The organism is Pseudoalteromonas sp. PA2MD11 (assembly GCF_017808125.1).
GTDB lineage: Bacteria > Pseudomonadota > Gammaproteobacteria > Enterobacterales > Alteromonadaceae > Pseudoalteromonas > Pseudoalteromonas simplex.
The window spans coordinates 125,756-151,253 of sequence record NZ_JADKNF010000010.1; the positions used below are offsets into that span (position 1 = coordinate 125,756).

General features: G+C 41.6%; 28 protein-coding genes. 16 read left to right on the forward strand and 12 right to left on the reverse strand.

The features are described 5' to 3' along the window. The first annotated feature begins 2 nt into the window (after nucleotides 1-2). A complete protein-coding gene (locus ISP07_RS12295) occupies nucleotides 3-1,064 on the forward strand; it encodes an HlyD family secretion protein (protein WP_209327791.1) in 1,062 nt (353 codons plus the stop codon). Between the two features lie 13 nt (nucleotides 1,065-1,077). Then, a complete protein-coding gene (locus ISP07_RS12300; protein WP_209327792.1) occupies nucleotides 1,078-2,112 on the forward strand; it encodes a DUF2955 domain-containing protein in 1,035 nt (344 codons plus the stop codon). Nucleotides 2,113-2,127: 15 nt separating this feature from the next. On the opposite strand, the gene ISP07_RS12305 is transcribed toward ISP07_RS12300, so the two are convergent. After that, nucleotides 2,128-2,448: a hypothetical protein gene (locus tag ISP07_RS12305; protein ID WP_138617196.1), complete on the reverse strand. Its 321-nt coding sequence runs from the start codon at nucleotides 2,446-2,448 to the stop codon at nucleotides 2,128-2,130. Between the two features lie 135 nt (nucleotides 2,449-2,583). Then, the gene (gene arfB, locus ISP07_RS12310) at nucleotides 2,584-2,997 is read right to left on the reverse strand and encodes an alternative ribosome rescue aminoacyl-tRNA hydrolase ArfB (protein ID WP_209327793.1); all 414 of its coding nucleotides are present in this window, start codon (nucleotides 2,995-2,997) and stop codon (nucleotides 2,584-2,586) included. Between the two features lie 112 nt (nucleotides 2,998-3,109). Here arfB and ISP07_RS12315 point away from each other — a divergent pair, with 112 nt between their 5' ends. Continuing rightward, nucleotides 3,110-3,667, forward strand: coding sequence for a short-chain dehydrogenase (locus ISP07_RS12315; RefSeq protein WP_209327794.1), 558 nt, complete (start codon nucleotides 3,110-3,112; stop codon nucleotides 3,665-3,667). 44 nt (nucleotides 3,668-3,711) lie between these two features. Here the strand turns inward: ISP07_RS12315 and ISP07_RS12320 are convergent, their stop codons facing one another. From ISP07_RS12320 to ISP07_RS12335, 4 genes are read right to left on the reverse strand one after another with little or no spacing between them, the layout of a single operon-like run. Further along, complete coding sequence (locus tag ISP07_RS12320) at nucleotides 3,712-4,446, reverse strand: phytanoyl-CoA dioxygenase family protein (protein WP_209327795.1); 735 nt, start codon at nucleotides 4,444-4,446, stop codon at nucleotides 3,712-3,714. A gap of 3 nt (nucleotides 4,447-4,449) precedes the next feature. Beyond that, entirely contained in the window at nucleotides 4,450-5,031 is a 582-nt protein-coding gene (locus tag ISP07_RS12325) for a uracil-DNA glycosylase family protein (RefSeq protein ID WP_209327796.1), read from the reverse strand. 19 nt (nucleotides 5,032-5,050) lie between these two features. Beyond that, a complete protein-coding gene (locus ISP07_RS12330) occupies nucleotides 5,051-5,413 on the reverse strand; it encodes a VOC family protein (protein WP_054553363.1) in 363 nt (120 codons plus the stop codon). A gap of 9 nt (nucleotides 5,414-5,422) precedes the next feature. Further along, complete coding sequence (locus tag ISP07_RS12335) at nucleotides 5,423-6,115, reverse strand: aspartate/glutamate racemase family protein (protein WP_209327797.1); 693 nt, start codon at nucleotides 6,113-6,115, stop codon at nucleotides 5,423-5,425. Nucleotides 6,116-6,315: 200 nt separating this feature from the next. On the opposite strand from ISP07_RS12335, the gene ISP07_RS12340 reads away from it, so the two are divergent. The 3 genes from ISP07_RS12340 to ISP07_RS12350 are packed head-to-tail and all read left to right on the forward strand — an operon-like array spanning nucleotide 6,316 to nucleotide 8,590. After that, nucleotides 6,316-6,660, forward strand: coding sequence for a hypothetical protein (locus ISP07_RS12340; RefSeq protein WP_206004023.1), 345 nt, complete (start codon nucleotides 6,316-6,318; stop codon nucleotides 6,658-6,660). Further along, on the forward strand, nucleotides 6,657-8,258 hold the full coding sequence (locus tag ISP07_RS12345; protein ID WP_209327798.1) for a PepSY-associated TM helix domain-containing protein: 1,602 nt from the start codon (nucleotides 6,657-6,659) through the stop codon (nucleotides 8,256-8,258). Before ISP07_RS12340 ends, ISP07_RS12345 begins: the two co-directional genes overlap by 4 nt. Next, a complete protein-coding gene (locus tag ISP07_RS12350) occupies nucleotides 8,255-8,590 on the forward strand; it encodes a DUF3325 domain-containing protein (protein ID WP_209327799.1) in 336 nt (111 codons plus the stop codon). The genes ISP07_RS12345 and ISP07_RS12350 overlap by 4 nt, the downstream gene beginning before the upstream one ends. A 212-nt stretch (nucleotides 8,591-8,802) precedes the next feature. Here ISP07_RS12350 and ISP07_RS12355 read toward each other — a convergent pair whose 3' ends face one another. Continuing rightward, nucleotides 8,803-9,336, reverse strand: a complete 534-nt coding sequence (locus ISP07_RS12355; protein ID WP_166338198.1) for a lipocalin family protein — start codon at nucleotides 9,334-9,336, stop codon at nucleotides 8,803-8,805. Nucleotides 9,337-9,440: 104 nt separating this feature from the next. Here ISP07_RS12355 and ISP07_RS12360 point away from each other — a divergent pair, with 104 nt between their 5' ends. The 8 genes from ISP07_RS12360 to ISP07_RS12395 all read left to right on the forward strand — a co-directional run bounded on the left by ISP07_RS12360 (nucleotide 9,441) and on the right by ISP07_RS12395 (nucleotide 15,525). Beyond that, nucleotides 9,441-9,890 (forward strand): YaiI/YqxD family protein, encoded by a 450-nt coding sequence (locus tag ISP07_RS12360; RefSeq protein WP_138599750.1) that lies wholly within the window; start codon nucleotides 9,441-9,443, stop codon nucleotides 9,888-9,890. Continuing rightward, nucleotides 9,887-10,429: a DUF6942 family protein gene (locus tag ISP07_RS12365; protein WP_209327800.1), complete on the forward strand. Its 543-nt coding sequence runs from the start codon at nucleotides 9,887-9,889 to the stop codon at nucleotides 10,427-10,429. The genes ISP07_RS12360 and ISP07_RS12365 overlap by 4 nt, the downstream gene beginning before the upstream one ends. Before the next feature lie 119 nt (nucleotides 10,430-10,548). Beyond that, on the forward strand, nucleotides 10,549-11,361 hold the full coding sequence (locus ISP07_RS12370; protein ID WP_209327801.1) for a substrate-binding periplasmic protein: 813 nt from the start codon (nucleotides 10,549-10,551) through the stop codon (nucleotides 11,359-11,361). Nucleotides 11,362-11,498: 137 nt separating this feature from the next. Then, nucleotides 11,499-13,196, forward strand: coding sequence for a gamma-glutamyltransferase (gene ggt, locus ISP07_RS12375; protein WP_209327802.1), 1,698 nt, complete (start codon nucleotides 11,499-11,501; stop codon nucleotides 13,194-13,196). A 339-nt stretch (nucleotides 13,197-13,535) separates the two neighbouring features. Continuing rightward, a complete protein-coding gene (locus ISP07_RS12380) occupies nucleotides 13,536-13,880 on the forward strand; it encodes a hypothetical protein (RefSeq protein WP_105173343.1) in 345 nt (114 codons plus the stop codon). Between the two features lie 112 nt (nucleotides 13,881-13,992). After that, on the forward strand, nucleotides 13,993-14,334 hold the full coding sequence (locus ISP07_RS12385; RefSeq protein WP_209327803.1) for a hypothetical protein: 342 nt from the start codon (nucleotides 13,993-13,995) through the stop codon (nucleotides 14,332-14,334). A 111-nt stretch (nucleotides 14,335-14,445) separates the two neighbouring features. Further along, nucleotides 14,446-14,796 (forward strand): hypothetical protein, encoded by a 351-nt coding sequence (locus ISP07_RS12390; protein WP_209327804.1) that lies wholly within the window; start codon nucleotides 14,446-14,448, stop codon nucleotides 14,794-14,796. A gap of 429 nt (nucleotides 14,797-15,225) precedes the next feature. After that, complete coding sequence (locus tag ISP07_RS12395) at nucleotides 15,226-15,525, forward strand: hypothetical protein (RefSeq protein WP_209327805.1); 300 nt, start codon at nucleotides 15,226-15,228, stop codon at nucleotides 15,523-15,525. A 450-nt stretch (nucleotides 15,526-15,975) separates the two neighbouring features. Here the strand turns inward: ISP07_RS12395 and ISP07_RS12400 are convergent, their stop codons facing one another. From ISP07_RS12400 to ISP07_RS12420, 5 genes are all read right to left on the reverse strand, one after another. Continuing rightward, nucleotides 15,976-16,638 carry a class I SAM-dependent methyltransferase gene (locus tag ISP07_RS12400; protein WP_209327806.1) on the reverse strand — a complete coding sequence of 221 codons (663 nt, stop codon included), beginning with the start codon at nucleotides 16,636-16,638 and terminating at the stop codon, nucleotides 15,976-15,978. 9 nt (nucleotides 16,639-16,647) lie between these two features. After that, entirely contained in the window at nucleotides 16,648-20,301 is a 3,654-nt protein-coding gene (locus ISP07_RS12405) for an SbcC/MukB-like Walker B domain-containing protein (protein WP_209327807.1), read from the reverse strand. Then, the gene (locus tag ISP07_RS12410) at nucleotides 20,298-21,530 is read right to left on the reverse strand and encodes an exonuclease SbcCD subunit D (protein WP_209327808.1); all 1,233 of its coding nucleotides are present in this window, start codon (nucleotides 21,528-21,530) and stop codon (nucleotides 20,298-20,300) included. Before ISP07_RS12410 ends, ISP07_RS12405 begins: the two co-directional genes overlap by 4 nt. 69 nt (nucleotides 21,531-21,599) lie before the next feature. Next, entirely contained in the window at nucleotides 21,600-21,836 is a 237-nt protein-coding gene (locus ISP07_RS12415; protein ID WP_054553375.1) for a hypothetical protein, read from the reverse strand. A 138-nt stretch (nucleotides 21,837-21,974) separates the two neighbouring features. Continuing rightward, nucleotides 21,975-22,208, reverse strand: coding sequence for a hypothetical protein (locus ISP07_RS12420; RefSeq protein ID WP_054553376.1), 234 nt, complete (start codon nucleotides 22,206-22,208; stop codon nucleotides 21,975-21,977). Between the two features lie 267 nt (nucleotides 22,209-22,475). Between ISP07_RS12420 and ISP07_RS12425 the strand changes: the two genes are divergently transcribed. Then, nucleotides 22,476-24,914 carry a M1 family metallopeptidase gene (locus ISP07_RS12425; protein ID WP_209327809.1) on the forward strand — a complete coding sequence of 813 codons (2,439 nt, stop codon included), beginning with the start codon at nucleotides 22,476-22,478 and terminating at the stop codon, nucleotides 24,912-24,914. Further along, nucleotides 24,914-25,417: a DUF6702 family protein gene (locus tag ISP07_RS12430; RefSeq protein WP_209327810.1), complete on the forward strand. Its 504-nt coding sequence runs from the start codon at nucleotides 24,914-24,916 to the stop codon at nucleotides 25,415-25,417. The genes ISP07_RS12425 and ISP07_RS12430 overlap by 1 nt, the downstream gene beginning before the upstream one ends. The last annotated feature ends 81 nt before the right edge of the window (nucleotides 25,418-25,498 follow it).

The window sequence follows — 25,498 nt, forward strand, 5'->3', positions numbered from 1 at the left end:
TTATGACACCAGATCAAAAATTTGCCCGTTACGTAAAAATCTCTTTAGCGGGTTTTATTGTTTTATTTTTATATTTTGTGATTGCCGATTTGTATATGCCTGTTACACCGCAGGCCCGTGTGTATCACCCAGTGGTGCAAGTGACCCCGCAGGTAAGTGGTCGCGTGACTGACGTACTTGTCACCAATAATCAAGCCGTCGAAAAACAGCAAGCCTTGTTTAAGATTAATGACGAGCCTTTTGAGCTTGCCGTGCAACAAGCTGAACTTGCATATGATGATGCAAAACTACAAAACCAACGTTTAGATAGCAGTGTGAAGGCAATAGAAGCACAGCTTGCAGCTGCTCAAGCTAAACTGCATGAACAAACATTACTGTTCGAACGCGGTGAGTCGTTATTGAAAAAGCGCTCTATTTCAGAGCAAGAGTACGAAACAATTAATGCGAACTATCAATCAAGCAAAGCCAATGTGGCTGCAATTGAAGCTCAGCTTAGCGAGGCAAAATTAGCGCGCGGTAAAATGGGGGATGACAATTTAGCGCTTCGTCATGCTCAAAACCAGCTTGAACAAGCGAAGCTAAACCTGTCGTACACCACAGTGACAGCTGATACCGACGGTAAAACTGCAAACTTACAAGTAACACCAGGTACCTATGCTAATAAAGGCCAACCGCTAATGGCGATTGTTGCTAATAAGGCTGATTTGGTTGCTGATTTTCGTGAAAAGTCGTTAGTTCACGTGCAAATTGGTAGTACTGCAAAAGTCAGCTTTGATGCGCTACCGGGCAAAGTGTTTACAGGAAAAATTATGAGTTTTGAAGCCGGTGTGAGTGATGGTCAGCTTAACGCGAACGGTTTACTCAGTGCGACTGAAAGCAGCAACCGTTGGGTACGAGATGCACAGCGTCAACGTATACATATTCAACTAGATGAGCACCAGATGCTGGCTAAATTTCCAAGTGGTGCGCGTGCAACTGTACAACTTCTGCCTGACTCTAGCATCGGTAGCTGGTTTGCAAGTATGCAAATTCGCTTCATTAGTGTTCTGCACTTCATTTACTAAGGCTGGGTGAGTTATGTCAGTATTGCAACTCGATGGTAACGGCTTACGCCAAGCGCTACGCATTGCTACGGGCTCAGCATTAGGGTTTACACTGGCAAAATTGATGAACTGGCCTAATGGCATCTTTTTTACTGTTTACCCTATGCTATTGCTCGGTTTAGTGCCTGTGCTTAACATGCATATTATTCGTCAGTTTTATGCAGGCGCGGTGTTCAGTGCGCTTTTCGTATTGGTTGTACAAGGTTTGTTTTCACACCTGCCTGTTGTTATGACAATGATGTGCTTTATCGCATTTGCTTTTTTGTTTTTTCAAATGAGCCGTGGCGCTAATTTTTTATTTGGCGCCACAACGGTGGTGAGTTTGTCTATTCAATTGCACTTTTCGACCTACACCGGCGGTGGAGTGAGTATTTATCCGTTGATCATTAGTAACGCTGTTGCCGTTGTGGTCACAGTGGTGTTCTCGATGCTAATGCATGGTTTATTTCCTGATGTAGCACCACGCCAAGGTCGGGTAATGCCAGAAAAAGCAAAAGAAAGTGTGCGTCATGAAGTATTACTTTGCTCAACTGTAGCTACCTTGTCATTCGTTGTTTTTCAGGTCTTTGATTTACAAGATTCAATCTCTGCTCAAGCGGCCTCGGTACTGATATTGTTTTCGTTGTGCTGGAAAGCGGCAGGTATGGCGGCATGGCAACGTGCTATAGGCACCTTAATTGGTTGTAACTTAGCGTTAGTGGCACAGTTATTTTTGTATAACCATACCGATATTTTAATATTTCCTGCGTTAATTCTGTGGATTTTGACCTTTATCTTTAGTCGTTATCACATAATTGGTGGCGGTATTCCGGGTGTTGGTTTTGGTATTATTACCACATTTGGTATTTTGTTTGGCCAGTCATTAGGGCCGGGGCAAGATCTGGTTTACAGTGCGCTGTATCGTTTTTCGTCGGTATCTGTGGCAATACTATTGAGCTTGTGTGCGGTGTATATAATGCATCACATCTTAAATCGCTTTGAAATGACAAGGCATCACACGTTTGAGTAAAGATTAAAAAGGGAGTTAATCAGAACTCCCTTTTTTATTGTTATTTGATTCGAAAATGGTCGGTAAAGACTTTAATAAATCATCTTGTTTTTTTACGACACTCTGTACGCAGGTTTTTGAGGCGACATCTGCAACCCAAGCGCCCCATTGTGAACTACCTGGTTCTTCACCTGGAGTTGCCCACCATCTGGCTTTATAAAGAATTTCGTTGTAACAGGTTTCACTACCTTGCGGATACGCGTTACCGGCTTGCCATGAATCTACAGCAAAACTCGACATAGGCAAAGCTGACAGCGTTATCATTGCTGCAGCAACAATGCGTGATTTCTGGCCCATACGCGGCTCCTTCATTAATGGTGAGATTGTATGACTATTATAGACGCGGCAGGATTAACCATCAATTAACTTTGTTAACAAGTTACACTTCTTTACAGTTCTGCTTATTTTTGACACGATCTTCTGATGTTAAAGTTAGAATTTTACATTTTTTCTTAATGCTTTTGTTTGTCCTCTTTTCGTTTTAGAGTCCATGCGTTTTCTCTGAGAGCTTTTGCTTGGTTTTGTCGCTCTTCGCGCCTTTTGTACTTGAGTGGCATTAAGAGTTAATTCTTTCAAACGATTAAGCGCATCCTCTTTGTTCATCTCTTGCGTGCGATGACTTTGCGACTTAATAACAATAACGCCCTCTTTGGTAATTCGAGAATCATTCAAATTAAGTAAACGTTGCTTGTAAAAGTCAGGTAACTTTGAGCGTTTAATATCAAAGCGAAGGTGAATAGCTGTGGCCACTTTGTTGACATTCTGCCCGCCCGCGCCTTGTGAGCGGATCGCACTAAAGTCGAGTTCCCATTCATCAATTGTAACGGTATTAGAAATAATTAACATCAGGTTCATTTAGCTGTGGTAAAAAAGGTATTGTAACATTTGTAATTGGTCAAACATAATAGCTCGACTATTTGCGCCGGTTACTAACCATTTTGAAAGAAAGGAGATCACGATGAAAGCACTACTTATTTCTATGAGTCTACTTGCGATGAGTTTTTCTAGCTTTGCAGAAGATATAACTGAAAACCAACTACAGCGCTATATAAAGGCCTTACCCGCTGTGGTTAATTGGTCGCAAAACCAACCTGAGCTGGATAGTTTGAATCTAGGTAGTATGCTAGGTAGTTCTGATGGTGTTGATAGTTCGTCAGTGATGTCAGCATTAGGTCACATCAAAAAGCATGAGCTTTACACTGAGTTTGCAGCCCTTACCAAACAATATGGTTTCACACCTGAGCAGTTAGTTACTGTTGGTACAGAGGTATCAATGGCGTATTTAGAAAACCTTAAAGCGGGTATGTCTGAAGAGAACAAGCAGCGTGTAAACCAAGCAATGAGTGGTTTACAAAGCCTTACAGCATCATCATCTGATGCGGGTACTCGCTCAATGGCTGGTGCTTTAGAAGGTATTAAAGCAAGTACTGCAACAGCAGATGTTAGCGAAAGTAACGTTAACTTAGTTAAGCAGTATATGCCGCAGTTAAAAGAATTGTTCGCAATGTTGCAGTAACTGCAAAACGAAAAGAAAGCGGCTAGGTAGCCGCTTTTTTACGCTTACTCGAATACCACAGCGTTTTTTAGATGCAGCTTTTGTTCTGCAGTTGGTAAAAATCCAGTTTGTACAAACTCGCTAAGGCTTGGATGACGTTCAAAGTATAAAATATCAAGGGCGAAACGATTCATGCCGTACAAGCCCCGATGGATCATGTTTGCCGAAAATATCAGTAAGTCACCTTTTTTGAGTGCCACACTTTTACCACGAACGAGTGAGTCACTATTTCGAGCGCCCTGCTGTTCTAATCTAACTGTTAACTCTTCATCTGAATCCCAGTTTTTATGACTACCCGGTATAAGTTCTATTCCCGGTTCATCTTCAAAAGCAACGCGGCAATGTAATACTTCAGGGCCGTTAAGAGCTACTTTTTGCGCATCAAGCTCTAAGTGATACTGCATATCTCGATGCCAATAATTTGCTTGTTTAGGGTTGTAAGGGTTAAAGAATAGTTGAGTATTCATAAACTGAGGATCAGCAACAAGTCCCTTAACCCGATCTAATAGGGTATCGGCACAGATAAACTTAAATAGAGTAAACTTTTCCTCAGCACTTAAACATGCAGCGCCAGTCAAACCTGAGCTATTAATACCTCTAGATTGATAAAAAGATTGGTTTTCTTGCAACCAGTGTTGATGAAATTTATCGAGAATTGGCCTTACCTTGCTAAGCTCACTTTCTGTGTAAAGGCCCTTTACATGGTAGTAGCCGTTTTCAGCAAAAAAGTTATTTTCCATTTTTTACCTTGCTAAAATTGCACGTATTTTACTACTAAGCTCAGGCAATACTTGTTGCTCAAACCACGGATTTTTCTTTAGCCAGATATTATTGCGAGGGCTTGGGTGAGGAAGTGGCAAGTAATTTGGCCAATATTCACGCCACGATTTTACTAACTCAGTTAAGGGTAGCTGCTTAGTGTGGGGTAAATGATATGCCTGCGCGTATTTACCTAAGATAATGGTGAGCTCAATATTATTTAGTTGCGCTAAGAGCTTTTCACGCCATGCAATCGCGCACTCTTTTCTTGGCGGTAAATCACCTGACTTACCTTTGCCCGGGTAACAAAAGCCCATCGGCAAGATAGCAAAATTGTGGTCATCGTAAAACTCATCACTCGTAACACCAAGCCAAGAGCGAAGCCTTTGCCCGCTTGCATCATTAAAAGGTTTGCCACTTTCATGCACTTTAATTCCCGGTGCTTGACCAGCAATTAAAATGCGAGCCTGTGGATTAAACTGAATAACGGGCCGCGCTCCGAGTGGTAAATGAGGTTCGCAGATCACGCATTTACTAACTTGTTTTAATAATGATTGAGTACTCATGAGTTAGTAAAAATATGATCTATGCTTGTTTTGACCAAACTGCTAACTCGTTACCACTTGGCTCTGTGAAGTGAAACCGACAGCCTCCAGGAAAATCAAACAAGGGCTTAATAATTGTTCCACCATGTTTTTCTACCTGCGCTTGCGTCTCTTTAATATTATTTGAATAAAGCACCAGTAGCGCGCCGCCATTATTGGTTAAGCTAGCTAATGGGGCTTGATAAAACCCGCCATCAAGCCCCGCAGATTCAGCGCTAAAGGCCGTGTATTCAGGGCCATAGTCGGTAAATTGCCATTTAAAAACCTGATGAAAAAATGCCTTTGTTGCGGCTAAATCTTTAGCAGCAAATTCAACATAATTTAGGCTATGGTGGTTCGACATGGTGAGCTCCTAATTTAAACTATTCTCAAGCGCCATCGCGCAATGAAGTGCTGTACTATCAAGTAATGGAATCGATGTATCTGCTTGTTGAACTAATAAGGCTATTTCGGTGCAACCAAGAATAATGGCTTCAGCACCTTGCTGAGTTAGATTATCAATAATGGTTAAATACTCGGCTTTAGATTGTGGGCTGATGATGCCTTTACATAGTTCATCATAAATCACACGATGCACTGTTTCACGCCCCTGTGCATCAGGGATTAACACGTCTATGGCGAATTTATCTGCTAAACGCTGCTTGTAAGAGTCTTGTTCCATAGTGAACTGGGTACCCAACAAAGCCACTTTTTTAAAGTTATGTTGGATCAGGTTTTCACCAACTGCATCAGCAATGTGTAATAAAGGAATTGCAACCGCAGCTTGTACTTGCTCAGCTAGTTTATGCATCGTGTTGGTACAAATTAATAAATAATCCGCGCCCGCGGCTTCAACTTGCTTAGCGGCCTTAATGAGTATCTCGGCCATCTGTGGCCAATCTTGTTGCTGTTGAAGCATAGCTATTTCGGCAAAATCGAGGCTAACGAGTGCTATCTTGGCACTATGCAGCCCCCCAAGTTTGTTTTTAATGCCTTGATTTAAAAGCTGGTAGTAACTTTGTGTAGACTCCCAACTCATGCCACCGATTAAGCCTATTGTTTTCATTGCAGCTCCCTTTTATTTACTTAACACCATATGATATTGCACAGAACAAAGCTAGCAGATCATTATTTTACTAACAGATCGACTTAGTTGGTTCAGTTTCACTATTTAATACGTGCATGCAAATGATAACTACTATCTTTTCTGTTTGTCGGCGATATAATACGGGGTTTTCTTCTCGTGTTATTTTTTAAGGGATTATCATGCATTCTCAATCATTAGATGCAGTGACTACCAATCGCCCTAAAAATACAGCTAAAAAGCGCTCTGTGAGCCTATCTTATCGTGTTGCTGTGTTTTTGCGTTTCGTTGCAGCCATCATTGGTGGTTACGCCTTTACCAGTGTGCTTATTTCATTACTAGCTGTGTTATTACCACTTAATAAACTCGACAGCGTGCTGTTAACCACGACTCTATCGGTATTTTTTTACTGTTGTGTGTTTATTTGGGTGTTTGCAGTTAAGTCTTTAAAGACTGTTTGGATCACTATTTTACTAACAACTGGTGGGCAATTGCTGGCCCTTTCATTGATTAAGGATTGGTTATGAAAGAGAGCTTTTTCCGCTCAATGACTTGGCTTCATACCTGGGTTGGCTTGCTGGTATGCTGGTTACTGTTCTTAATCTTTTTTGCTGGCACCATCAGCTTTTTTAAAGATGAAATCACAATTTGGGCCAAGCCTGAAACGCACCATGTGCAGCATCAAGCACAACGGGTTCAGTCTCAAGCCGAGCAAATTAATTATGTGTTTGCGCAATTACAGCAACAGGCACCTAATTCATTATCTTGGCGGATAAACTTACCTGAGCCACGTAACCCTGTTTTAAGCTATGGGTTTGCTGAGCCTAAACAGCCAGGCCAGCGCCGAGCACCTTTCAACTATACACACCTAGACCCTAATACCTTAGAGCCATTACCCGAACCTCGGGAAACTAAGGGGGGTAACTTTTTCTATCGCTTACACTTTGATTTACATTACATAGATGTATTTACTGCACGGATAATTGTTTGTTTAGCCTCATTATTTATGTTGGTAGCGCTTATAACAGGCATCGTGATCCACAAACGTATTTTTAAAGATATGTTTAGCTTTAGAGCAAACAAAGGCAGCCGAAGTTGGCTTGATGCACACAATGTTTCGTCGGTGCTGGCACTGCCATTTCATATTATGATTACCTACACGGGGATTATCACGCTTATATTTATGCTGTTCCCCTACCCTGCCGAAACCGTATATGAAAATGGCTTAAGGCAAATGTTTGATGAGGCATTGCCTATTAATAAACGTGCAAAGCCCAGTGAAGAGCAGCGCCCTATGGTGGCAATCAAAGATGTGTTAGATCAGATTTATACTAAGTCACCGAATGCCGACATTAGCTACGTGTTTGTTAGAAATGCCAATACAGCGACCTCACAAATCGTGGTTTATTTGGCAACCGGCAAAGAGGTTGTAGATAACGGACCACGCTACTTATTCAATGGTGTAACGGGCGAGCTTGAAGCGAGTTCTGGCGAAGATTGGAGCGCTTCGGCGCAGTTTTATGACTCAATGACGGCATTGCATAGCGGTCGTTTAGCCGAGCCGTTGCTGCGTTGGTTGTATTTTTTCTGTGGCGTAGCTGGCTGTGCCATGATCGCTACAGGCTGCATTATGTGGGCAAAACGCTTACGCGAGAGGCTCAAAGCAGAGCAAAAACCAAGCTTTGGTTTAAAGCTTGTTGAAAGTCTTAATTTAATAACTTTAATGGGCTTGCCGCTAGCAACTTCAGCGTTCTTCATTGCTAATCGTTTATTGCCTTTAGAGTTAGCTGGGCGTGCCGATAAAGAAATACTCGTTTTTTTCTTAACTTGGCTTGCGGTGGCGCTTTCGGCTGTGAGCAGTATAGAAAAACGCCACTGGCGCTATAATGCATGGCTCAATGCAATAGCTTGCTTTCTCGTGCCCGTGGTAAATGCACTGACAACAGATGGTAATTGGATCACGTATTTACTAACTAATCAATGGGCCTTATTCGGTGTTGATAGTGCGTTTATTTGTGCTGGCGTGTTGTTTTTATTACAAAGCAAAAAAAAAGCTAGTCACAAAGCTGTTATTAATAAGGCAAAACCAAGTAAAAATAGGGTGTTAAAGGAGCAACAAGGATGATGGAGTTACTGCAATTTAGTCTCTGCTTTTTAGGGTTTAATTGTTTTGCGCTGGCAAAATTCAATCATTTTCGTGATGTATTTAAAAAGAAATTAACCGAAAAACAACGAAATAGCTTTTTAGCCAGTGGCTGGATCAGTATTTTACTAAGTTTGGTACTTTGTGTGCTGTCTGATGCTGGGTACGGCGCATTGCTGTTTTGCGGCTATATGGCTTTAAGTGTGCTTATGCTCATGATTTTATACAGTTTTACTGTTTCATGGGTAAAGCATGTCAGTGTATATACTATGTCTATTTTACTGTTGAGTGGCTTTTCGGTGATGATTTTGTAGTTTAGTTAGTAAAAAACTGATCTGATAGCAATTTGCAATAATGCTTAATTGATCAAATTTGTTTAAAAAAATGGGTAGGCAATGCCTACCCTAGCAGGGGATTAAATTGGGGGATCACATGTTGCTTCAATTTAACGACGCTAAGTTTGCCTAGCATCCATTACAGTTGTGTTGCACATTCGTGATAGTTTAAAGACAGTTGTAAAGCCCCTTTACAAGCTATTATGGTCAACATAGATAAGTTCATCTGTTTTAAAGCCATATTCTTTTGCAGTGTTTATAAAGTCCTGCATTTGCTGTTTTGTCACGGTCGGTGTGCGCGACAAAAACCATAAATACTCTTTGTTATAACCTGTGATATAAGCGTATTGATAATTTTGCTTATCTAATTCAAACACCACGTAAGAGCTGTAAAATGGTCCAAAGAATGAGACTTCTAAGTGGCCTATGTTTTGTTGCTCTGCAAACTTCGCTTTACCTTCAGCTTGCTGCCATTCTTTATCTTCGGCGCTGTAACCCTTGTTGATAACCTTCACACTGCCATCTGGGTTAATTGAGTATTCGGCGGTAATGCCCTCAAGGCCGCGTTCAAATGAATGATCTAAACGTGCAATTTCGTACCATGTTCCTGTGTATCTGTTTAACTCAAAATTATCGACGGGTTTGATGTTGTCTGGCACGCCTGTACACGCAGATAAAATGACTGTGATACATAAAACCCCGATTAATTTTAATGATGTTTGCACGTTTTTACTCCCTTTAAAAATTAAACAAATTAATACGTTAATAGCACTAATTTAGTTCAATTACGGTAAACTATTAATGTCTAAAATTAAAGATTGAGAACAGCATGAAGATTTGGGTTGATGCAGACGCCTGCCCCGTCGTTATTAAAGAAATATTGTTTCGTGCCGCAGAGCGCACACAAACCTTTACCACATTAGTGGCGAACCATGCGATGCGAGTACCACCCTCAAAGTTTATTAGCCGTTTGCAGGTATCTTCGGGTTTTGATATTGCCGACAACGAAATCGTTAAACGTATTGAGCCGAATGATTTGGTGATCACTGGTGATATTCCTTTGGCTGCAGAAGTCATCGAAAAAGGCGCACAAGCGCTTAATCCGCGCGGTGAATTATATACGACCGAAAATATTCGCTCACGTTTAAACGTTCGTGATTTTATGGAAACAATGCGCTCAAGTGGCGTTGAAATGGCCGGTGGCCCACCGCCGTTAAGCCAAGCAGACCGCCAAAACTTTGCAAATAATCTTGATCGAATCCTAGCTAAACAGTTATGAGTGTCGTTAATAGTGCGCCACTGCAAGGTTTTGGTGATGATGCGTTTAAAGTCGCTGTTTATATAGAAAAGCGCCCGCCGATGCCTGCTTGGCAACAGCTTGATCATTTGCATGCAATGCAACCCGGCCAAATAAACGAAATAAACCAAGCATGTGGAAATGGTTGGCGCAAAGTTTTTAACGTGTATGGCAAAGTGCTGTTTGCACTACCAAGTGAGAATTATAATTTCGCTAAAAAGGCATCTGATTGGCAGAGCTATCGCGATGAACAACTGCTGCAAGCACACAGCCAAACTACATTACTGTTTAGTCCGCCGATATTAGGCAAACCAGAGCAATTGCATATAATTGCAGGGCGAACCCATGCTAAGCAGCTTATAAATGACGGACTTTTGCATTGCCAATTAACTTGGCTTGATGATGAATTTGCTATTAGTAAATCAGATAAAGTGATTGTTTGTCCGTATTTTGACTATCGCCAGTTAAGTAATATTAAAATTGCACGACTTAGCCAGCTAGTTGCAGATATTTTTTCTTAGTTTCTGGTTTATTGCGTTATTGAGTTAGCAAACTAAGCTTTAAATACTGTAGAGCTTAATAGGAGTTTAGATGAAAACTCTGATCGAATTGTTAAAGTGTGAAAAATGGAGCTAAACCGATGTTTAAGCATTTACCAATAGTGAGTTTGTTTACAGCTAGCTCTGTTATGGCGAGTGCTGAACAATTGACTTTATATACTGAAGTGTTCCCACCCTATAATTTTGTGGAGCACAATCAGCTCACTGGTATTAACACCAAAATCATGGAATCTTTGTGCGAAAGAGCCAAGTTGAGCTGTACGTTTAGTGTATTGCCTTGGAAGCGCGCAATGTCACTAACCCTTGCCCAACCGAATGCAGGAATTTATTCTACTTCACGTACCGCAAAGCGAGAAACTCAATTTTACTGGGTTGGCCCTTTGGTATCTGGGCATTCATGTTTCTATCGCTTAAATGATCGAAACGACATTAAAGTAACGAGTACACAGTCGTTGCAAAACTACACCATTGGCGTATCTCGTGGTGATGTTTATCAAACAGTTCTTGCTGATTTTAACCTTGCTGAAGGCCAGCAATTTTTAACTTACTCAAAAAAGTTTGAAGAGCTAAAAATGTTTAAGCAAGGTAAGCATGATTTACTGATTGGCTCCTCTCTCACTCTTTCATCACAGTTGATGAATGTAGGTATGAGCCCAGACCAAGTCACACCGGTATTTGAGTTAAAGCACCCTGCTTTAGTGGGTAATTATTTAGCACTTAACAAAAACACATCGCCGGAGGTAGTTACTAAGCTGCAACACGCCCTCGATACCATGAAGCAAGAAAACCTGATTGACCCTTTTGTTGATCAGTTTGTCGAAGAGGATAGGCACTCTCACGGCGAAGCATCCAAAGTATCAGAGCAGTGCTTAAATGGCTCTGCCATTTATTAAATTGGAGTGGTTTTAGGTAATTTAGCCGCTATTTTTCTTATTTTTGAAGTCAATCGCGATTTTTCGCGCTCGAACGCAAAGCCATTGCCTGATCTTAAATTGCTTTTTATAGTGACAAATAAAAAGGGCAAAAAATTATGAAACCAACTCCACTCTTCAAAAGCTTAGTGCTAGCAGTATGCTTAGGCACAGTAGGTGCTGCTCAAGCTTACGATCGTATCACAGGCCATAACTTTGCTAGTCGTTCTGAAGTCATCGCACAATCAGGGATGGTTGCTACATCACAGCCGTTAGCTACGCAAGTAGGCTTACAAGTTTTAAAAGACGGCGGTAATGCTATTGATGCGGCTATTGCGGCAAATGCAGTGCTAGGCCTAGTTGAACCAACAGGATGTGGAATTGGTGGCGATTTATTTGCCATTATTTGGGATAACAAAAGCAAGCAACTTTACGGTTTAAATGCCTCTGGTCGTTCACCACAAAGCTTGTCTTTTGAAACTTTAAAAGCACAAGGTGACTACATTCCTGCTTATGGGCCATTGCCTGTCTCGGTACCTGGTGCTGTAGATGGTTGGTTTGAGTTACATAAAAAGTTTGGCAAAACACCAATGAAAGCCTTACTGCAGCCTGCTATCGACTACGCTGAAAATGGCTTCCCTGTGTCTGAACTGATTGCCTATTACATGCAAAAAAGTGTGGCTGCGCGTGGTAAATACCCAGGCTTTAAAGATGTATATATGCCTGATGGGGCAATGCCAGAAAAAGGAGAGATCTTTAAGAACCCTGCCCTTGCAAACACCTATCGTAAAATTGCCAAAGGCGGCCGCGATGCTTTTTACAAAGGCGATATTGCTAAAGAAATAGGTCGCTACATGAAAGAAAACGGCGGCTATTTATCGTATGAAGATTTAGCTGCCCACCATAGTGAATGGGTTAAGCCTGTGAGAGCCGATTATAGAGGGTATACGCTTTGGGAGTTACCACCAAATGGCCAAGGTATTGCCGCACAGCAAATTCTGAATATTCTTGAAGGTTACGATATCAAAGCAATGGGTTTTGATAGCCCAGAATACGTACACACCTTTGTTGAATCGAAAAAACTCGCGTTTGCAGATCGTGCAAAGTACTACGCCGATCCTGCGTTTAACACTATTCCCGTACAAACACTTATTTCGCAGCAATATGCTGATGAAAGGCGTAAACTGATAGACCCTAACAAAGCTGCAAAACGTGACCACGCAGGCCCAGTAGAAGGCGATACCATTTATATGACGACCGCCGACAAAGACGGCAACATGGTTTCGCTTATTCAAAGTAATTATCGTGGCATGGGCTCAGGTATGACACCTGCAAAATTAGGCTTTGTATTGCAAAACCGTGGCGAAATGTTTGCCCTTAAAAAAGGCCACATGAATCAATATGAGCCAGGCAAACGACCATTTCATACAATCATTCCTGCGTTTGTCACCAAAGATGGCAAGCCATATATGAGTTATGGCGTAATGGGCGGTGCCACACAGCCACAAATGCACGCTCAAATACTTATCAACATGATTGATTTTGGCATGAACCTACAAGAAGCCGGTGATGCACCACGTATTCTGCACACAGGTTCATCGCAGCCAACCGGCGAGATCATGGAAGACGGTGGTTTTGTTAGCTTAGAGTCAGGTTTTTCGATGGAAACCCGCCGTGAGTTAATGAAAAAAGGCCACACCTTACAAGACGCGGTTGGCCCATACGGTGGTTATCAAGCAATATTGAAAGACCCAAAAACCGGCGTTTATTACGGCGCATCAGAAACCCGTAAAGACGGCCAAGCCGCGGGATATTAGGCTATTGTAGGTTGGGTAGAGCGGAGCGAAACCCAACAAGCTAGCGAGTTTCAAGAGTAAAGTTAGCGAGCTTTGATGTAGTAGCGATTTCACATCGCGTAGGCGTGAAATTTATTTCACGCGATGGTTCATGGTTCGCTAACTCCCAACCACCTACCCTGCAAATAAGATCAAAATCAGCGTTAAGCCGTTTTTCTGAATATCTTTAGTACCGATAAAAAATTTATAGTTAGCAATGCATTACGTTATTTGTTAAAAATAAGTTTATTAAATATGTGAGCGTGATATCGGAAGAAAGATTTGCGACGCGCGCGCTATTAAAGTCACATAGGAATCGCAGTGAAGTCTGAAATTGAAGCATGGATTAAGCAGATAAGTGATCGTCCCGAGGTTAAGGCAATAAACATAGGATTGTTTCAAGCTGGAAGTGTTTATCAAGCATATTTGATCGGTTCTTTTGAATACGATCCAGAAGATGATGATTGGGCATGTAGTGAAGATTATGTACCAGAATATAGGTATCTTGAGCTACCCGGTACAAGCGAACTTGGTTGGGAAACTTTATTAGATTTAGTTTCAAAGTCTATTTCTGAAATTATTGCTGACAACGCTGATAACATTCTTAATCATGTTCCTGTTGTTACTGTCGGGTTTGATGATGGAAATCTGATCAGGATTAAGTAACTTATAACAAACGTATGAATTCGTTACCTTCGGCCACTCGGACAAAAACACGGCGCTGCCTCGCAATTATTGCGCAGCACCTTCTCCTTTTATGGGGGAGTAGACATACTCTATGATTCAGGTTAATAGAAATAGAATCGAGATAAATGGAAATGTTGTTGAATTGCCATACTCAATTTTGGAAGCCAAGGAATTAGACCCGAGTATTTTAGTTATTTTCGACTACATGGAGTTTTCCCAAAATTCCGTAGCACGAAATTTCCAATGTATAAATCTAGATGGCTCTGTTTTATGGGTAGCAGAAAACCCCACAACTCAGAGTTCAGATGCTTATGTTAACTTTACAAGTATAGATCTAAACGGTAATCAGGTTGTCGTAAATAATTTTGCAGGCTATACATGCACAATAGATCTAACTGATGGTAAGTTATTAAAAGGTCTGTTTTCAAAGTAGCGCCTAACAAGAAGCTTGAAATAGGTACGAACGTTTGGCTTGCGCTCGTTTGTCACTAATTTTAGCCCATATTTTCACCCGCAAATCGGGTATTACATGCAAAGGATATTCATGCTCAGATTCTTAGTTTTAAGTTCTCTTTTAGTAACCTCAATTTATTCCACAGAGGTTCAAGCTGACTGCGATATCTCTGGTATTTGGAAACATTCAACTAAGCCAGCAAAATTGCTAGTCGACTTAAGCAAAGGCGAAATCTCTGTTCATTCTCATGATAACAATGCTAAAGCAGTCGGGTTAGTAGTTTTAAAAGGCCTTAAGTCTGGTTTAACTTCAGCAAATTGGGATGCAAAAATGTATAGTGCAGCTCAAGATTCATTTGTCGATGTTCAAATAATATCTGAAGGTTGTAATCAACTAAGTGTTGACTTTAACGGTGAAGAAGTACTCGAACTGTTGAGGTGATTTGCATGCTATAAGCTATTCAAGAGAGATTAATAATAGTTTGCTTTTGCTCGTTACTTGCTTATTTTAGTTAACTAAAATAAGCAAGTAACAGGGCTGTATGTATATTGAGAGTTGATGTTTAATTTACTAAAAGAGAAACTCAAATTTGTTATTTTACTTGCGCCAGATGCTTTTGCTTATTCTCTAGTTTGTATCGTTTGGGAGCCTCTTTATAGGCTATGTATTTTAGTCGGTCTTGCAGAAACAGGCTTGGAGTGGTTTCCATTTAAATTTGGTTTAATAGTATTTGCTCTGCTTTTCAGTTATCGATATATCGTTTATTTAATAAAGAGAAAGAGTAAGTAGCCATATAACAAGCCGTTTAAACGGGGGTCTTAAACTTGGCTTACGCTCGTAACTTGCCGCTTATTGGGGGGTTGGTATCAAATGAAAAGTTCTGAGTTATATGAAGATTGGGGTTTACCTTATATCATCATCGGATCAGGTGTACTAATCGCTCGTGAACAGGCTTTAAGAGTGATTGAGTTGTTATACGAAAAAGGTTTTTACTTCTTGGGGTATGACGCCTTTACAGTTTTCCCAGATGGTACTAGACAACCACATATGGAATTCAACGCATCATTCAGTAGGGAAAGACAAATAACGTCTATGGAAGCTATTGAAACTATCAATGAAGATCCATCAGAGATTACTCACTATGAATTTTATTTTCGGCCACAAGCCTAACAAGCGCCATCAAAACACCGCTTCGCTTACCCAACGAGCTCTAAAGGATGAAAAACGCTTGGCTTGCGCTCCTTCTTCGCTGATTTTAGCTAAGCATTTTGTGTGGTTTAGCACGGCGTTGCCTTATAGAAAATTCACCTAATACAGACGACCTAAAACGTTTTTCCCTAGGAGTGAGTTTGTTGACTCAAGGCACAAAGCTGATATTCAAGGCAAGATTAAGCTCAACTATTAAGTAAAGTTATCAAGTTCAAAGAGTAATATTAGAACCATCGCGCGAAATAAATTTCACGCCTACGGTAACTAATCCATCTCAGCAGCGAGTAGGCATCAACGACTTACAGCTTAAAGCGCCTTACTCTTTCCCCTTGTAACTTGCTAACTTTACCTAAGTTTGTTGGGTTTCGCTGCGCTCTACCCAACCTACGAGTTGACAGCTCTAGAACGTAGCTAACTCCCAACCACATACCCAGCAAAACCAAGCACTTTAAAATACTGTTTTGGGGTGCTGAAGCGGGTTTCATTCATTAACTCTGCAAAACGAATTCGGTCTAATGGGTAAAACTCGTGCTCTAGGTTGTGGCGCATGCGTTCTACGCCGACTTCGGTTAAACCTAACTGCGTACACAGCTGTAGTTGAGATTCGCGCTCAAAAGCGGTTTCTGGGCGCATTAAATCGGCAATATATAAGTTGCTCGATTTTTTAAGTTTGCTGTGAATCGCTTTTAATAACGCTTTTTTATCGCCGTTATCTTCAACAAAGTGCATGACTAGTAAACACAGTGCGGCGTCACATTGAGTGTCGATGTCGTTGATATCACCGCAGTGTACTGTCACGCGATTGCTGATGTTATGCTGGCCAAACTGTTGCTCGGCAATATCGAGCATGTCTTGTGAAATATCTTGAGCAATAAACTGCCAGCTTGGTTTTAACGACGCTAATTCGATGACTTCTTTACCAGTTCCGGCACCAACCACTAAAATGCACGCATCATCGCTCAGCGTGGTTGCTAATTGGGCTGCGGTTGCTTGATGTAATAGCTCATAACCTGGAACTAGGCGCAAAATGCGTTCGTCGTAATGATTTGCTTCTTCGTGGTTAAAAGTAGGCATGCTAATCCTTTAAATAACTGAGATGGTCGAATAACCACCTGGTTTTTTCGCCACATGCACTTGCGTGGCAACGCGTTCGGTCATTTCTGATACGTGCGAAATAACCCCTACTTTGCGGCCTTGTGCTTGTAGTGAATCAAGAGCATCCATCGCGATGCTTAACGTTTCACTGTCCAACGTACCAAACCCTTCATCGATAAACAAAGAGTTTATTTGCACTTTATTCGACGACAACGAGGCAAGCCCTAGGGCCAGTGCTAACGACACCAAAAATGACTCGCCGCCCGATAATGTATTAACAGAGCGTTGCTCATCGGCCATGTCTTTATCGATAATTGCGATATCGAGCGTTTGCCCTATGGCTGTTAATTTGTAGCGTTTATTTAGTGTCTGTAAGTGACTATTCGTGTAGTGCAGCAGTATTTTTAAGGTTTGCGTTTGCGCTAAATTACGCATGGTTTTGCCGCTGGCATCCCCTAAGACCTTATTGAGTAAATGCCAGTGCTCATAGCTTTTTTGCTGCTCAACTAATAGCTTTTGTTTATCTTCAAGTGCTTGGCTATTTTGTTGATGGGTTTTAAGCTCAGTCGCAACTTGCAATAATGCGTTATTCGCTTGTACTTGTTGCTCTGTGGCTTGATTAAGCTGTAATTGCAGCTCATCTTCACCGAGAACTGGCTTTTCTTTTTGGTGCTGAGCCAGCGCCTGTTGTCGCTGTTTTAAAAGCGCCTCAGCGTCTTTTAAGCTGCTCTCGGCGGTATGGTAATCTGCCAGAGTTTGTTTAATTTCAGCGGGACTTATCGTTAATAGCTGACTAACTGCTTGCTCATCCAAACTTGGGTGCTGCGCTTTAAAATCATTAAACCAAAGGCTAAATCGCTCATTAAGCGCCGCTTGCTCTGCGGTGAGCTCTTTTTCACGCTCGTCAATATTGGCGATTTGAATGGCTTGTTCGTCACGCGCCTTCACCGCATTACTATGGTTTTTCTGGGCAAGTTGCAGTGCCTGCTGCGCTGAATCTATCGCCTTTTCAAGCTCTGCTATAAACTCATCTACCGATATCGCTGCGTTACTAAATAAGCCCTCGCGCTTTGATTTTATCTGCGTGAGTTCGGTTTGAGTTTGGCTTAGTTGCTCGTTGCACTGAGTTAAGGAGGTATGTGCTTCGTTTAGCTGCGGAGTTACATGTGCAAGGTGCTGCTCAATGGCTTTTAAGCTAGTTTTAAGCTCATCTGCCGTTTGCAGCGAAGCTTGATAAGCCTCAACGTGCTCTGCAATGTTCTCTAAAGAAATGCTTTGTGTATTGAGTGCCTGCCACCAAGGTGCACTAGTGAACTGTTGATTCAGTGTCGTATAAAGCTGCTGATGCTCATCATTGAGCTCGTTTAAACGAGTTTGCTGATTATTCAGCTGTTGCAGTAATTCGTTTAACTGCTGCTCTTTGCTATGTAGCGCTTGCCCTTGCTGATTATACTCAGCTTGCTTAGCCGAAAGCGTGTTTTGCAGCTGCTGTTGCTGTTCAAGGGTTTTGTAGTACTGCTGTTTTTGCAAGCTTAGCTGTTGCTGACGCTCGTTTAACTGATCTTCGGTTAAATCATTTAGCTCAGTACGATTAGCCGCCATGGTTTCTTTGAGGCTCTGTTGTTGAGCGCTCAGTTCTGAGATTTGCCCAGTTAACGAGCTTATCTGTTGGCTGCATGCCGCCAGCTCATTACTTTTAGCTTGCTGTAATGCTTGCTGAGCTTTTAAGTGCTGTTTGGCGTTAGTTAGTTGGTTGGTAAAGTCGTTAATAAGTTGACTAAATTGCTCGTTTACCATTTCTTCATGCATAAACGGGTGTTCTTTTGAGCCACATACTGCACACGGCTCCCCAGCTTTTAAGGTGGCACGTAACTGGCTGACCCCTTCACTGGCTCTTAACTGCACTTGCTGTAAGTTTTGCTCACAAAACGAAACCTGCTGCTGTGCTTGCTCTGCCCCTTGCTGCGCATCTTTTAATGCTGTTTGTAGTTGCTGCTCAGTTTGGCTTAATGTGTTTAGCTGGGTTTGCCAATTTTTTAACTGCTGCTGATTAGTTTGCCATACTTGGCGCTTTTCAATCAGGTGCTTAATCGCATCAAGCCTAGCGTCGATATCGGCCATTGATTGAGTATTTAAACTCGATTTAAAGGCGGTATCTTGCTCATTTAGGCGCTTAATTTCTTGCTCAAGGGCTTGGTATTGAGTTTTACACTGCTGCGCAGCTGTTTGCTGCTCATCAATTTTAGGTTGAAGAGCTTTTACGTTTTGCTGTGATTGGCTAATTGTGTGCTGTTGCAGGCTAAAGCGGCTTAACTCACTTTTAAAGAATGACCAGTCTTTTGCTAATGGTTGCCATTGTGCATGTATTTCTAAATAGCTATTTATTTGCGCTTGTTGATCGAGCTGTTTTTGCTGCTCTGCTTTATGGCTATTTAGTGTATTAGTCAGCTCTTGATGATGGTGTTTAGCTTTCTCTGCTTGTACTTTTTGCGCGGCTGTTTGCTGGTTTAATACAGCAAGTTGCTTATCTAACTCTCGGGCCTGGCTAATAATAGGCTGCGCGTCTTTTTGTGCTTGCTTTGCTTGGTTTAGTTGCGCGGTTTGCTTCTCAAGCGTTTGCTCAGCGTCTTTGATCAGTGTTTTATGATCAACATTTAAAAGCTGCTCACGGTTTTTAATAAGTTGCCCATGTTGAGCAGCAATCGAAGTAACGCGCTCGCGGTTATCTTTTATTTCTAGGCATTGCTGGGCTTGTTTCGCTTCAGTGGCTTTTTCAGCAAGCGCGTGCATTTGTTGCTGTAATTCTTGCTTTGCTTGCTCTGCCTGGTTTAGCTGTTGTTGCTGCTGAGATGCTTGCTTGTACCACCCTTGGTACTGTTCAAATTGTTTTATTTGCTTTTGCAACTCAGCAAGTTTAGCTTCAAGCGCTTTTTGTTCTGCTTGTTTCGTTTCGACCTGTTCAGGGCTTAAAACCTGATAGTTACTTAAACTTAACTTTAACTGCTCTAATGCTTGCAGCTGCTCACGATGGCGTTCAAAAATTCGCTGACCAATACGGCTAAATTTATCGGTGCCTGTTAAGCATTCAAGTAGTTGCGCACGCTCATCTCCGGTTGCTTTTAAAAATGCCGCAAATTCATGTTGCGCAAGAAGTACTGCTCTTGAGAATTGCTCAAAGCTCAAACCAATAATACGCTCGATTTCTTTACCTGCCGCGCTTCGATCGGCGATTAGGGTTTCATCAGGTAAAGAGTGCAGGCTATGTTGTGCAGGTTGTAACTTGCCATCGGCTTTATTACGCGCTCGGCTAAAGCTTAACCTTGCTCGGTACTGTTGTTTATCTTGGCCAATAAAGTCGACTTCTGCATAGCCCAGCCCTGCCCCGCGGCGTAATAAGTTTCGCGAGTCATTGAGTTTGATATTGTCGCCGTTAAAGTCAATTTTATTGCCTGTATCGCCGCGTAACCTTGCTGTTTTGTTATAAAGTGCTAAGCAAATGGCATCGAGTAATGTGCTTTTACCGGCGCCGGTATCACCGGTGATGGCAAACAACCCTGCTTCTTTTAAAGGCGAAGCGCTAAAGTCGACTTCGGCGTCTAAGATAGAGGCTAGTTGGTGAACACGAATCGCTAAAATTTTCATAGTAGGTCCTCTGCATTCAATTCATCGATCACTTGGCTTAGTAAGCTTTCTAATTCTTTTGGCACCGCCTGCCCTGCCATATCTTTATTGTTTGCAAATGCTTGCTCTAAAAGTGAATGTGGGTTTAGCGCTTCAATTTGCGAGACATCTTCAAATAGGGTTTGTTCATCGTCTTGCTGGCTGCTCTGTTGACGCACCCTTTCAATACCACAAAACTTAACCTGCTTACCTTCAAGGGCTTGTTCTATTTGTTCTCTAAAAGTGGTGTCAGTGTCATGGGCACTCAATTTAACCCGCAGATATGGCGCTAAATCTTCATCTGTTAAATCGAGCTGTTTTATAAGCTCACAGAGTTCGTTTAGTGGCACACAGTCTTTTTCTGGCAGCAACATGACTTTACAAAAGCTAGGAATGTAAAGGGGGTTTACAGTAGTACCTGAGTCACTAAGCTCAACTATCACAACTTGATGCTGATAGCGTCTTTCAGAAAATGACATCGGCATTGGCGTGCCACTGTAGCGAATGGTCTCTTTCTTCGCGACGGTTTGAGCTTTATGAAGATGCCCTAGCGCGACATAATCAGGTTGATCAGTAAATATGCTTGCCGATATCGCATCTTCACCACCAATCACTAAGTTACGTTCAGAATCAGATGAGATGTCTCCACCTTTTGCATGCAGGTGGCCCATAGCAATTAATGGCGCGCTTGGTAATTCGCTTGCTGTTTGTAATGCATCTTTGTAGGCAAGGGCAACGCCTTGATTGTATGTTAGCGGTTGCTCTTGTTGACGGTTATAACTGCTTAAATCACTACTTCGTAAAAACGGCATAGCAACAACATTCGCATCGCCATTTTTTGTGCTGATTGGCAGTACTACTTCATGAGGAGCATTGCTATCAAAGCGGCCAACAACATGGGTATCAAACTGAGCCAATAAAGGTTTTGCCGCCATAATACGATTTGCTGAATCATGGTTACCAGCAATAATCACTATGTGTAAGTCAGGGCAATGTTGCTTAGTGGTTTTAATAAATTGGTAGAGTTGGTTTTCTGCGCTGGCAGGAGGTGTTGCCGTATGATAAATGTCACCCGCAACCAGTAGTAAGTCGATCTGTTCTGACACAAGCGTATCGGTTAACCAAGCTAGAAATGCTTGATGCTCATCGAATCGGGAATGCTCGTAGAATTGTTGGCCTAAATGCCAATCAGATGTATGAAGGACTTTCATTAAACGCTCTTATTATTTATTAAGAGCGTCAATATACCTAAGCTGAGCCAAGATGCCCAGCCTGGTTTGTTAACTTAAGCTATACCAAGCAAAAACCACCATTGGCAAGGCTAACAATGCCATGATCATAGGTACTTTAAGCGCTTTAGTTTGTTTAGCTTGTAAAATCTTAAGGGCATTGGTTTCATTACATGCCGCTACTTTGTCGATATAAAAATACCCTGAATCTAGGTACTGTTTACAATTTTGTTCGTCCGCTGGAATTGCAATTAGTTCTTGTTGTTTTTTTAGGATATAGAAATCCATACGCTCACCGAATTCTATGCTGATTACCAAACATTTTGGGGGTTAAAATGCATGCTTCGTAGACCCCAAAATCAAAAAAGTGGGCGATTTTAAATATAAATGGCAGTAAATTTCAATAGCAAATGCTACAAAAATTACTTAATTGCAAAAAATAATTATGGATAGGGTCAAAATAACCAATGAAGATGACCAAATTAGCCATTTGTTAGCTCTTTTAATCTCTGGTTTTGTTCGTGATAGGGCGTCTGATTCATCACATGCATTGATGACCTCAACAAACTTAAAACCACGTTCTTGGTACTCGTTTAAGATTGATTCTTGCGCAGGAATGGCTGCTAAACGAGAGTCTTTTTTTACAATATAAAACTTCATCTAATCACCCTTTCATCATTAACTAGAATTTAAGTAGATTACCTTCTCTTTAACTGTAATGCTTTGGAATGAATTAGTGCTGAATTAAAATTAATCAGTTTTTGTAAACCCCCTTTACAAGATATTAATTAAAAAAAGTAACAATTAATCTTGATTAGTAATAACCGATGAATACTACCTGAAAAATACCGCAATTTATCGTGATAATGTTGCAACTTTGTTTTTAGTTTGCGATGTTACGGTTGCAAACTAATTACAGGATAAACAATGAAAAAAGCAGTTCTCAAATTGAGTGCTTTGGTATTGCCTTTAGCAGTATCTTCAGCTGTTATGGCGTCATCTGTTGAGCAAACTAAAGGCTCATTCGTTGACAAGTTCCGTCAGCTAGATGAAGCACTTCCAACTCCAAACGTATACCGTAGTGCGGCCGGTGAGCCTGCGGAAAATTACTGGCAACAGCAAGTAAACTACGACATCGATGTAAAGCTAGATGAAAAGAAACGTCGCTTAACAGCAAGCCAAACTATCGAATACAAAAATAACTCGCCGCACACCTTAAAGTATCTTTGGTTACAGCTAGACCAAAATATCTTTAAATCTGACTCAATTGCTGAAATGACATCTACTTTCAATGGTAAAACATTGCAAGGTGATCCTCAGCCAAAATCAACTAAATTGAGCTTAGGTCAGTTACGTCGTCAGCAATTTATGGCCGACAACGAGCTGGGTTATCAAATCGCCAATGTTAAAGACGAAGACGGAAAAGAGCTTAAAGTTACTGTAGTAGATACCTTAATGCGTATCGACTTAAACGAGCCGCTTAAACCAGGAAAAGACGTTGAGTTCAGCATGGACTTCGCCTTTAACATTGTTGAAGAAGACGCCGTTGGTGCACGTTCAGGTTATGAACACTTTGAAGAAGATGGTAACGATATCTTCTTATTAGCGCAGTGGTTCCCTCGGCTTGCTGCATACACTGATTATGAAGCGTGGACTAACAAAGCTTTCTTAGGCAGCGGTGAGTTCACACTTGAGTTTGGTGATTACGATGTAGAAATTACAGTACCTGCTGACCATATCGTATCGGCAACGGGTAAGCTTGATAACCCAAGCAGCGTTCTGACTAGCACACAGCGTAAGCGTCTTGAACAAGCGGAAGATGCTAAGCGCCCTGTTTTCATCGTGACTGAAGAAGAAGCGTTAGAAAACGAAAAAGAAGGCACAAACAAAACGAAAACATGGCACTTTAAAGCTGAAAATGTACGTGACTTTGCGTGGGCTTCTTCACGTAAGTTTATGTGGGATGCAAAAGGCTACCATCAAGGCGGTAAAGATCAGCCGTTAGTAATGGCGATGTCTTTTTACCCTAAAGAAGGTGGTGACCTTTGGAAGAAGTACTCTACTGAGTCAGTAGTTCATACAATGGAAGTGTATTCACGCTTCTCGTTTGACTACCCTTATCCTGTGGCTCAGTCTGTAAATGGCCCTGTAGGTGGTATGGAATACCCAATGATCACCTTCAACGGACCTCGTACTGACCTACAAGAAGATGGAACTCGTACCTACTCACAAGCAGAAAAACGCTTCTTAATCGGTGTGGTTATCCATGAAATTGGCCACATTTACTTCCCTATGATCGTCAATTCTGATGAACGTCAATGGACATGGATGGATGAAGGCCTTAACAGCTTCTTAGATGGTGTTGCTGGTCGCGAATGGGACCACACTATTCCTTGGGGTGTTGAACCTCGCGACATCGTTGAGTACATGAAGTCAGAAAACCAAGTTCCGGTTATGACGCAGTCAGACAGCGTATTACGTTTAGGGCCAAATGCTTATACTAAGCCTGCTGCTGCACTTAACATTTTACGTGAAGTGATCCTTGGCCGTGAGCTATTCGACTTTGCATTCAAAGAATATGCACAGCGTTGGAAATACAAGCGCCCTACTCCTGCTGATTTCTTCCGCACTATGGAAGAAGCGTCAGGTGTTGACCTTGATTGGTTCTGGCGTGGTTGGTTCTACACCACAGATCACGTTGATATCTCGCTAGACAAGGTTTACCAACTTCGTTTAGATACCAAAAATCCTGATATCGACTTTAATCGTTTACGTGATATCGAAGCTGACAAGCCAATGCCGTTATTCGTAAAACGTAATAAAGAAGAAGGTAAAAAACTGTGGGTTGAAGAAAACCCAGATGTAACTGACTTCTACGACGAAAACGACCGTTTCACAGTAACTAACAAAGAGCGTAACGCGTATAACAAATTCCTTAAAGGATTAGAGCCTTGGGAGAGTAAAACGTTTGAGCGTGCAATCAAAGAAGATAAAAACTACTACGTACTTGAGTTCTCAAACTTAGGTGGTTTAGTCATGCCTATCTTATTAGAGCTTACATACGAAGATGGTACGAAAGAAGAGCAGTACATTCCGGCTGAAATCTGGCGTCGTAACCACAAGCATGTACAAAAGCTAATTGTTACAGAAAAAGGTAAAAACCTAGTGTCTGTTACAGTGGACCCTCGCTGGGAAACAGCGGATGTTGATGTAGAAAACAATAACTACCCGCGTCGTATTATTCCATCACGTATTGAAGTGTACAAACGTGAGAAGAGTAAAGCGAAAGTCAGCCGCGATATCATGCAAGATATTAAAACTGAGCTGAAAAAAGACGACGAAAATGATGCCCAGGAGCAACAATAATGCGCTTTATAGCCATTATTATTGCTTTATTACTGAGTGCGCCAACCATGGCGCACCAGTTAAAAGCGTCTGTGACTACCGTGTTATTTAACAAACGCACCAACAATATTGAGCTGATGCATCGTTTTTATTTACATGATACAGAGCACGCCGTTGAATATTTGTTTGACGGCAATGCTGATATTTTATCAAATAAAGAAGATCAGAAGCGTTTTGCTGATTATGTTGAGTCACATATTGCTCTACAAACTTTAGATGGCAAGCCGCTTGAGCTTAAAGATGTGGGTGCGCAAGTTGATGGTAAATTCTTTTGGGTTTACCAAGAAGTCATGATCCCTGAGGGAATTCATGGTATTCGAATGAGCAACGGAGCACTTCGCGACCTATGGCCAACACAAGTGAATATGGTAAATATTGAGGGTAAAGGTAAGGTAAAAACGCTGACCTTTAGCCAAGATGATACTTGGCTTGAGGCTAGATTTGAGCCGGTCAATCCAGAGTAATAGCAGTCCTAAAGGATTAAAAAAGTTACTTTTTTAATCCTTTGATCCTTTAATAAACCCATTTCGTAAACTATCTTATTA

Coding starts and splice junctions, on each gene's coding strand:
- ISP07_RS12395 (WP_209327805.1), top strand. CDS start 15,226: ATGAAAAGTTCTGAGTTATATGAAGATTGGGGTTTACCTTATATCATC.
- ISP07_RS12335 (WP_209327797.1), bottom strand. CDS start 6,115: ATGAAAACAATAGGCTTAATCGGTGGCATGAGTTGGGAGTCTACACAA.
- ISP07_RS12320 (WP_209327795.1), bottom strand. CDS start 4,446: ATGGAAAATAACTTTTTTGCTGAAAACGGCTACTACCATGTAAAGGGC.
- ISP07_RS12415 (WP_054553375.1), bottom strand. CDS start 21,836: ATGGATTTCTATATCCTAAAAAAACAACAAGAACTAATTGCAATTCCA.
- arfB (WP_209327793.1), bottom strand. CDS start 2,997: ATGTTAATTATTTCTAATACCGTTACAATTGATGAATGGGAACTCGAC.
- ggt (WP_209327802.1), top strand. CDS start 11,499: ATGAAACCAACTCCACTCTTCAAAAGCTTAGTGCTAGCAGTATGCTTA.
- ISP07_RS12350 (WP_209327799.1), top strand. CDS start 8,255: ATGATGGAGTTACTGCAATTTAGTCTCTGCTTTTTAGGGTTTAATTGT.
- ISP07_RS12385 (WP_209327803.1), top strand. CDS start 13,993: ATGATTCAGGTTAATAGAAATAGAATCGAGATAAATGGAAATGTTGTT.
- ISP07_RS12390 (WP_209327804.1), top strand. CDS start 14,446: ATGCTCAGATTCTTAGTTTTAAGTTCTCTTTTAGTAACCTCAATTTAT.
- ISP07_RS12305 (WP_138617196.1), bottom strand. CDS start 2,448: ATGGGCCAGAAATCACGCATTGTTGCTGCAGCAATGATAACGCTGTCA.
- ISP07_RS12300 (WP_209327792.1), top strand. CDS start 1,078: ATGTCAGTATTGCAACTCGATGGTAACGGCTTACGCCAAGCGCTACGC.
- ISP07_RS12365 (WP_209327800.1), top strand. CDS start 9,887: ATGAGTGTCGTTAATAGTGCGCCACTGCAAGGTTTTGGTGATGATGCG.
- ISP07_RS12405 (WP_209327807.1), bottom strand. CDS start 20,301: ATGAAAATTTTAGCGATTCGTGTTCACCAACTAGCCTCTATCTTAGAC.
- ISP07_RS12400 (WP_209327806.1), bottom strand. CDS start 16,638: ATGCCTACTTTTAACCACGAAGAAGCAAATCATTACGACGAACGCATT.
- ISP07_RS12360 (WP_138599750.1), top strand. CDS start 9,441: ATGAAGATTTGGGTTGATGCAGACGCCTGCCCCGTCGTTATTAAAGAA.
- ISP07_RS12330 (WP_054553363.1), bottom strand. CDS start 5,413: ATGTCGAACCACCATAGCCTAAATTATGTTGAATTTGCTGCTAAAGAT.
- ISP07_RS12295 (WP_209327791.1), top strand. CDS start 3: ATGACACCAGATCAAAAATTTGCCCGTTACGTAAAAATCTCTTTAGCG.
- ISP07_RS12430 (WP_209327810.1), top strand. CDS start 24,914: ATGCGCTTTATAGCCATTATTATTGCTTTATTACTGAGTGCGCCAACC.
- ISP07_RS12410 (WP_209327808.1), bottom strand. CDS start 21,530: ATGAAAGTCCTTCATACATCTGATTGGCATTTAGGCCAACAATTCTAC.
- ISP07_RS12315 (WP_209327794.1), top strand. CDS start 3,110: ATGAAAGCACTACTTATTTCTATGAGTCTACTTGCGATGAGTTTTTCT.
- ISP07_RS12370 (WP_209327801.1), top strand. CDS start 10,549: ATGTTTAAGCATTTACCAATAGTGAGTTTGTTTACAGCTAGCTCTGTT.
- ISP07_RS12325 (WP_209327796.1), bottom strand. CDS start 5,031: ATGAGTACTCAATCATTATTAAAACAAGTTAGTAAATGCGTGATCTGC.
- ISP07_RS12420 (WP_054553376.1), bottom strand. CDS start 22,208: ATGAAGTTTTATATTGTAAAAAAAGACTCTCGTTTAGCAGCCATTCCT.
- ISP07_RS12340 (WP_206004023.1), top strand. CDS start 6,316: ATGCATTCTCAATCATTAGATGCAGTGACTACCAATCGCCCTAAAAAT.
- ISP07_RS12345 (WP_209327798.1), top strand. CDS start 6,657: ATGAAAGAGAGCTTTTTCCGCTCAATGACTTGGCTTCATACCTGGGTT.
- ISP07_RS12425 (WP_209327809.1), top strand. CDS start 22,476: ATGAAAAAAGCAGTTCTCAAATTGAGTGCTTTGGTATTGCCTTTAGCA.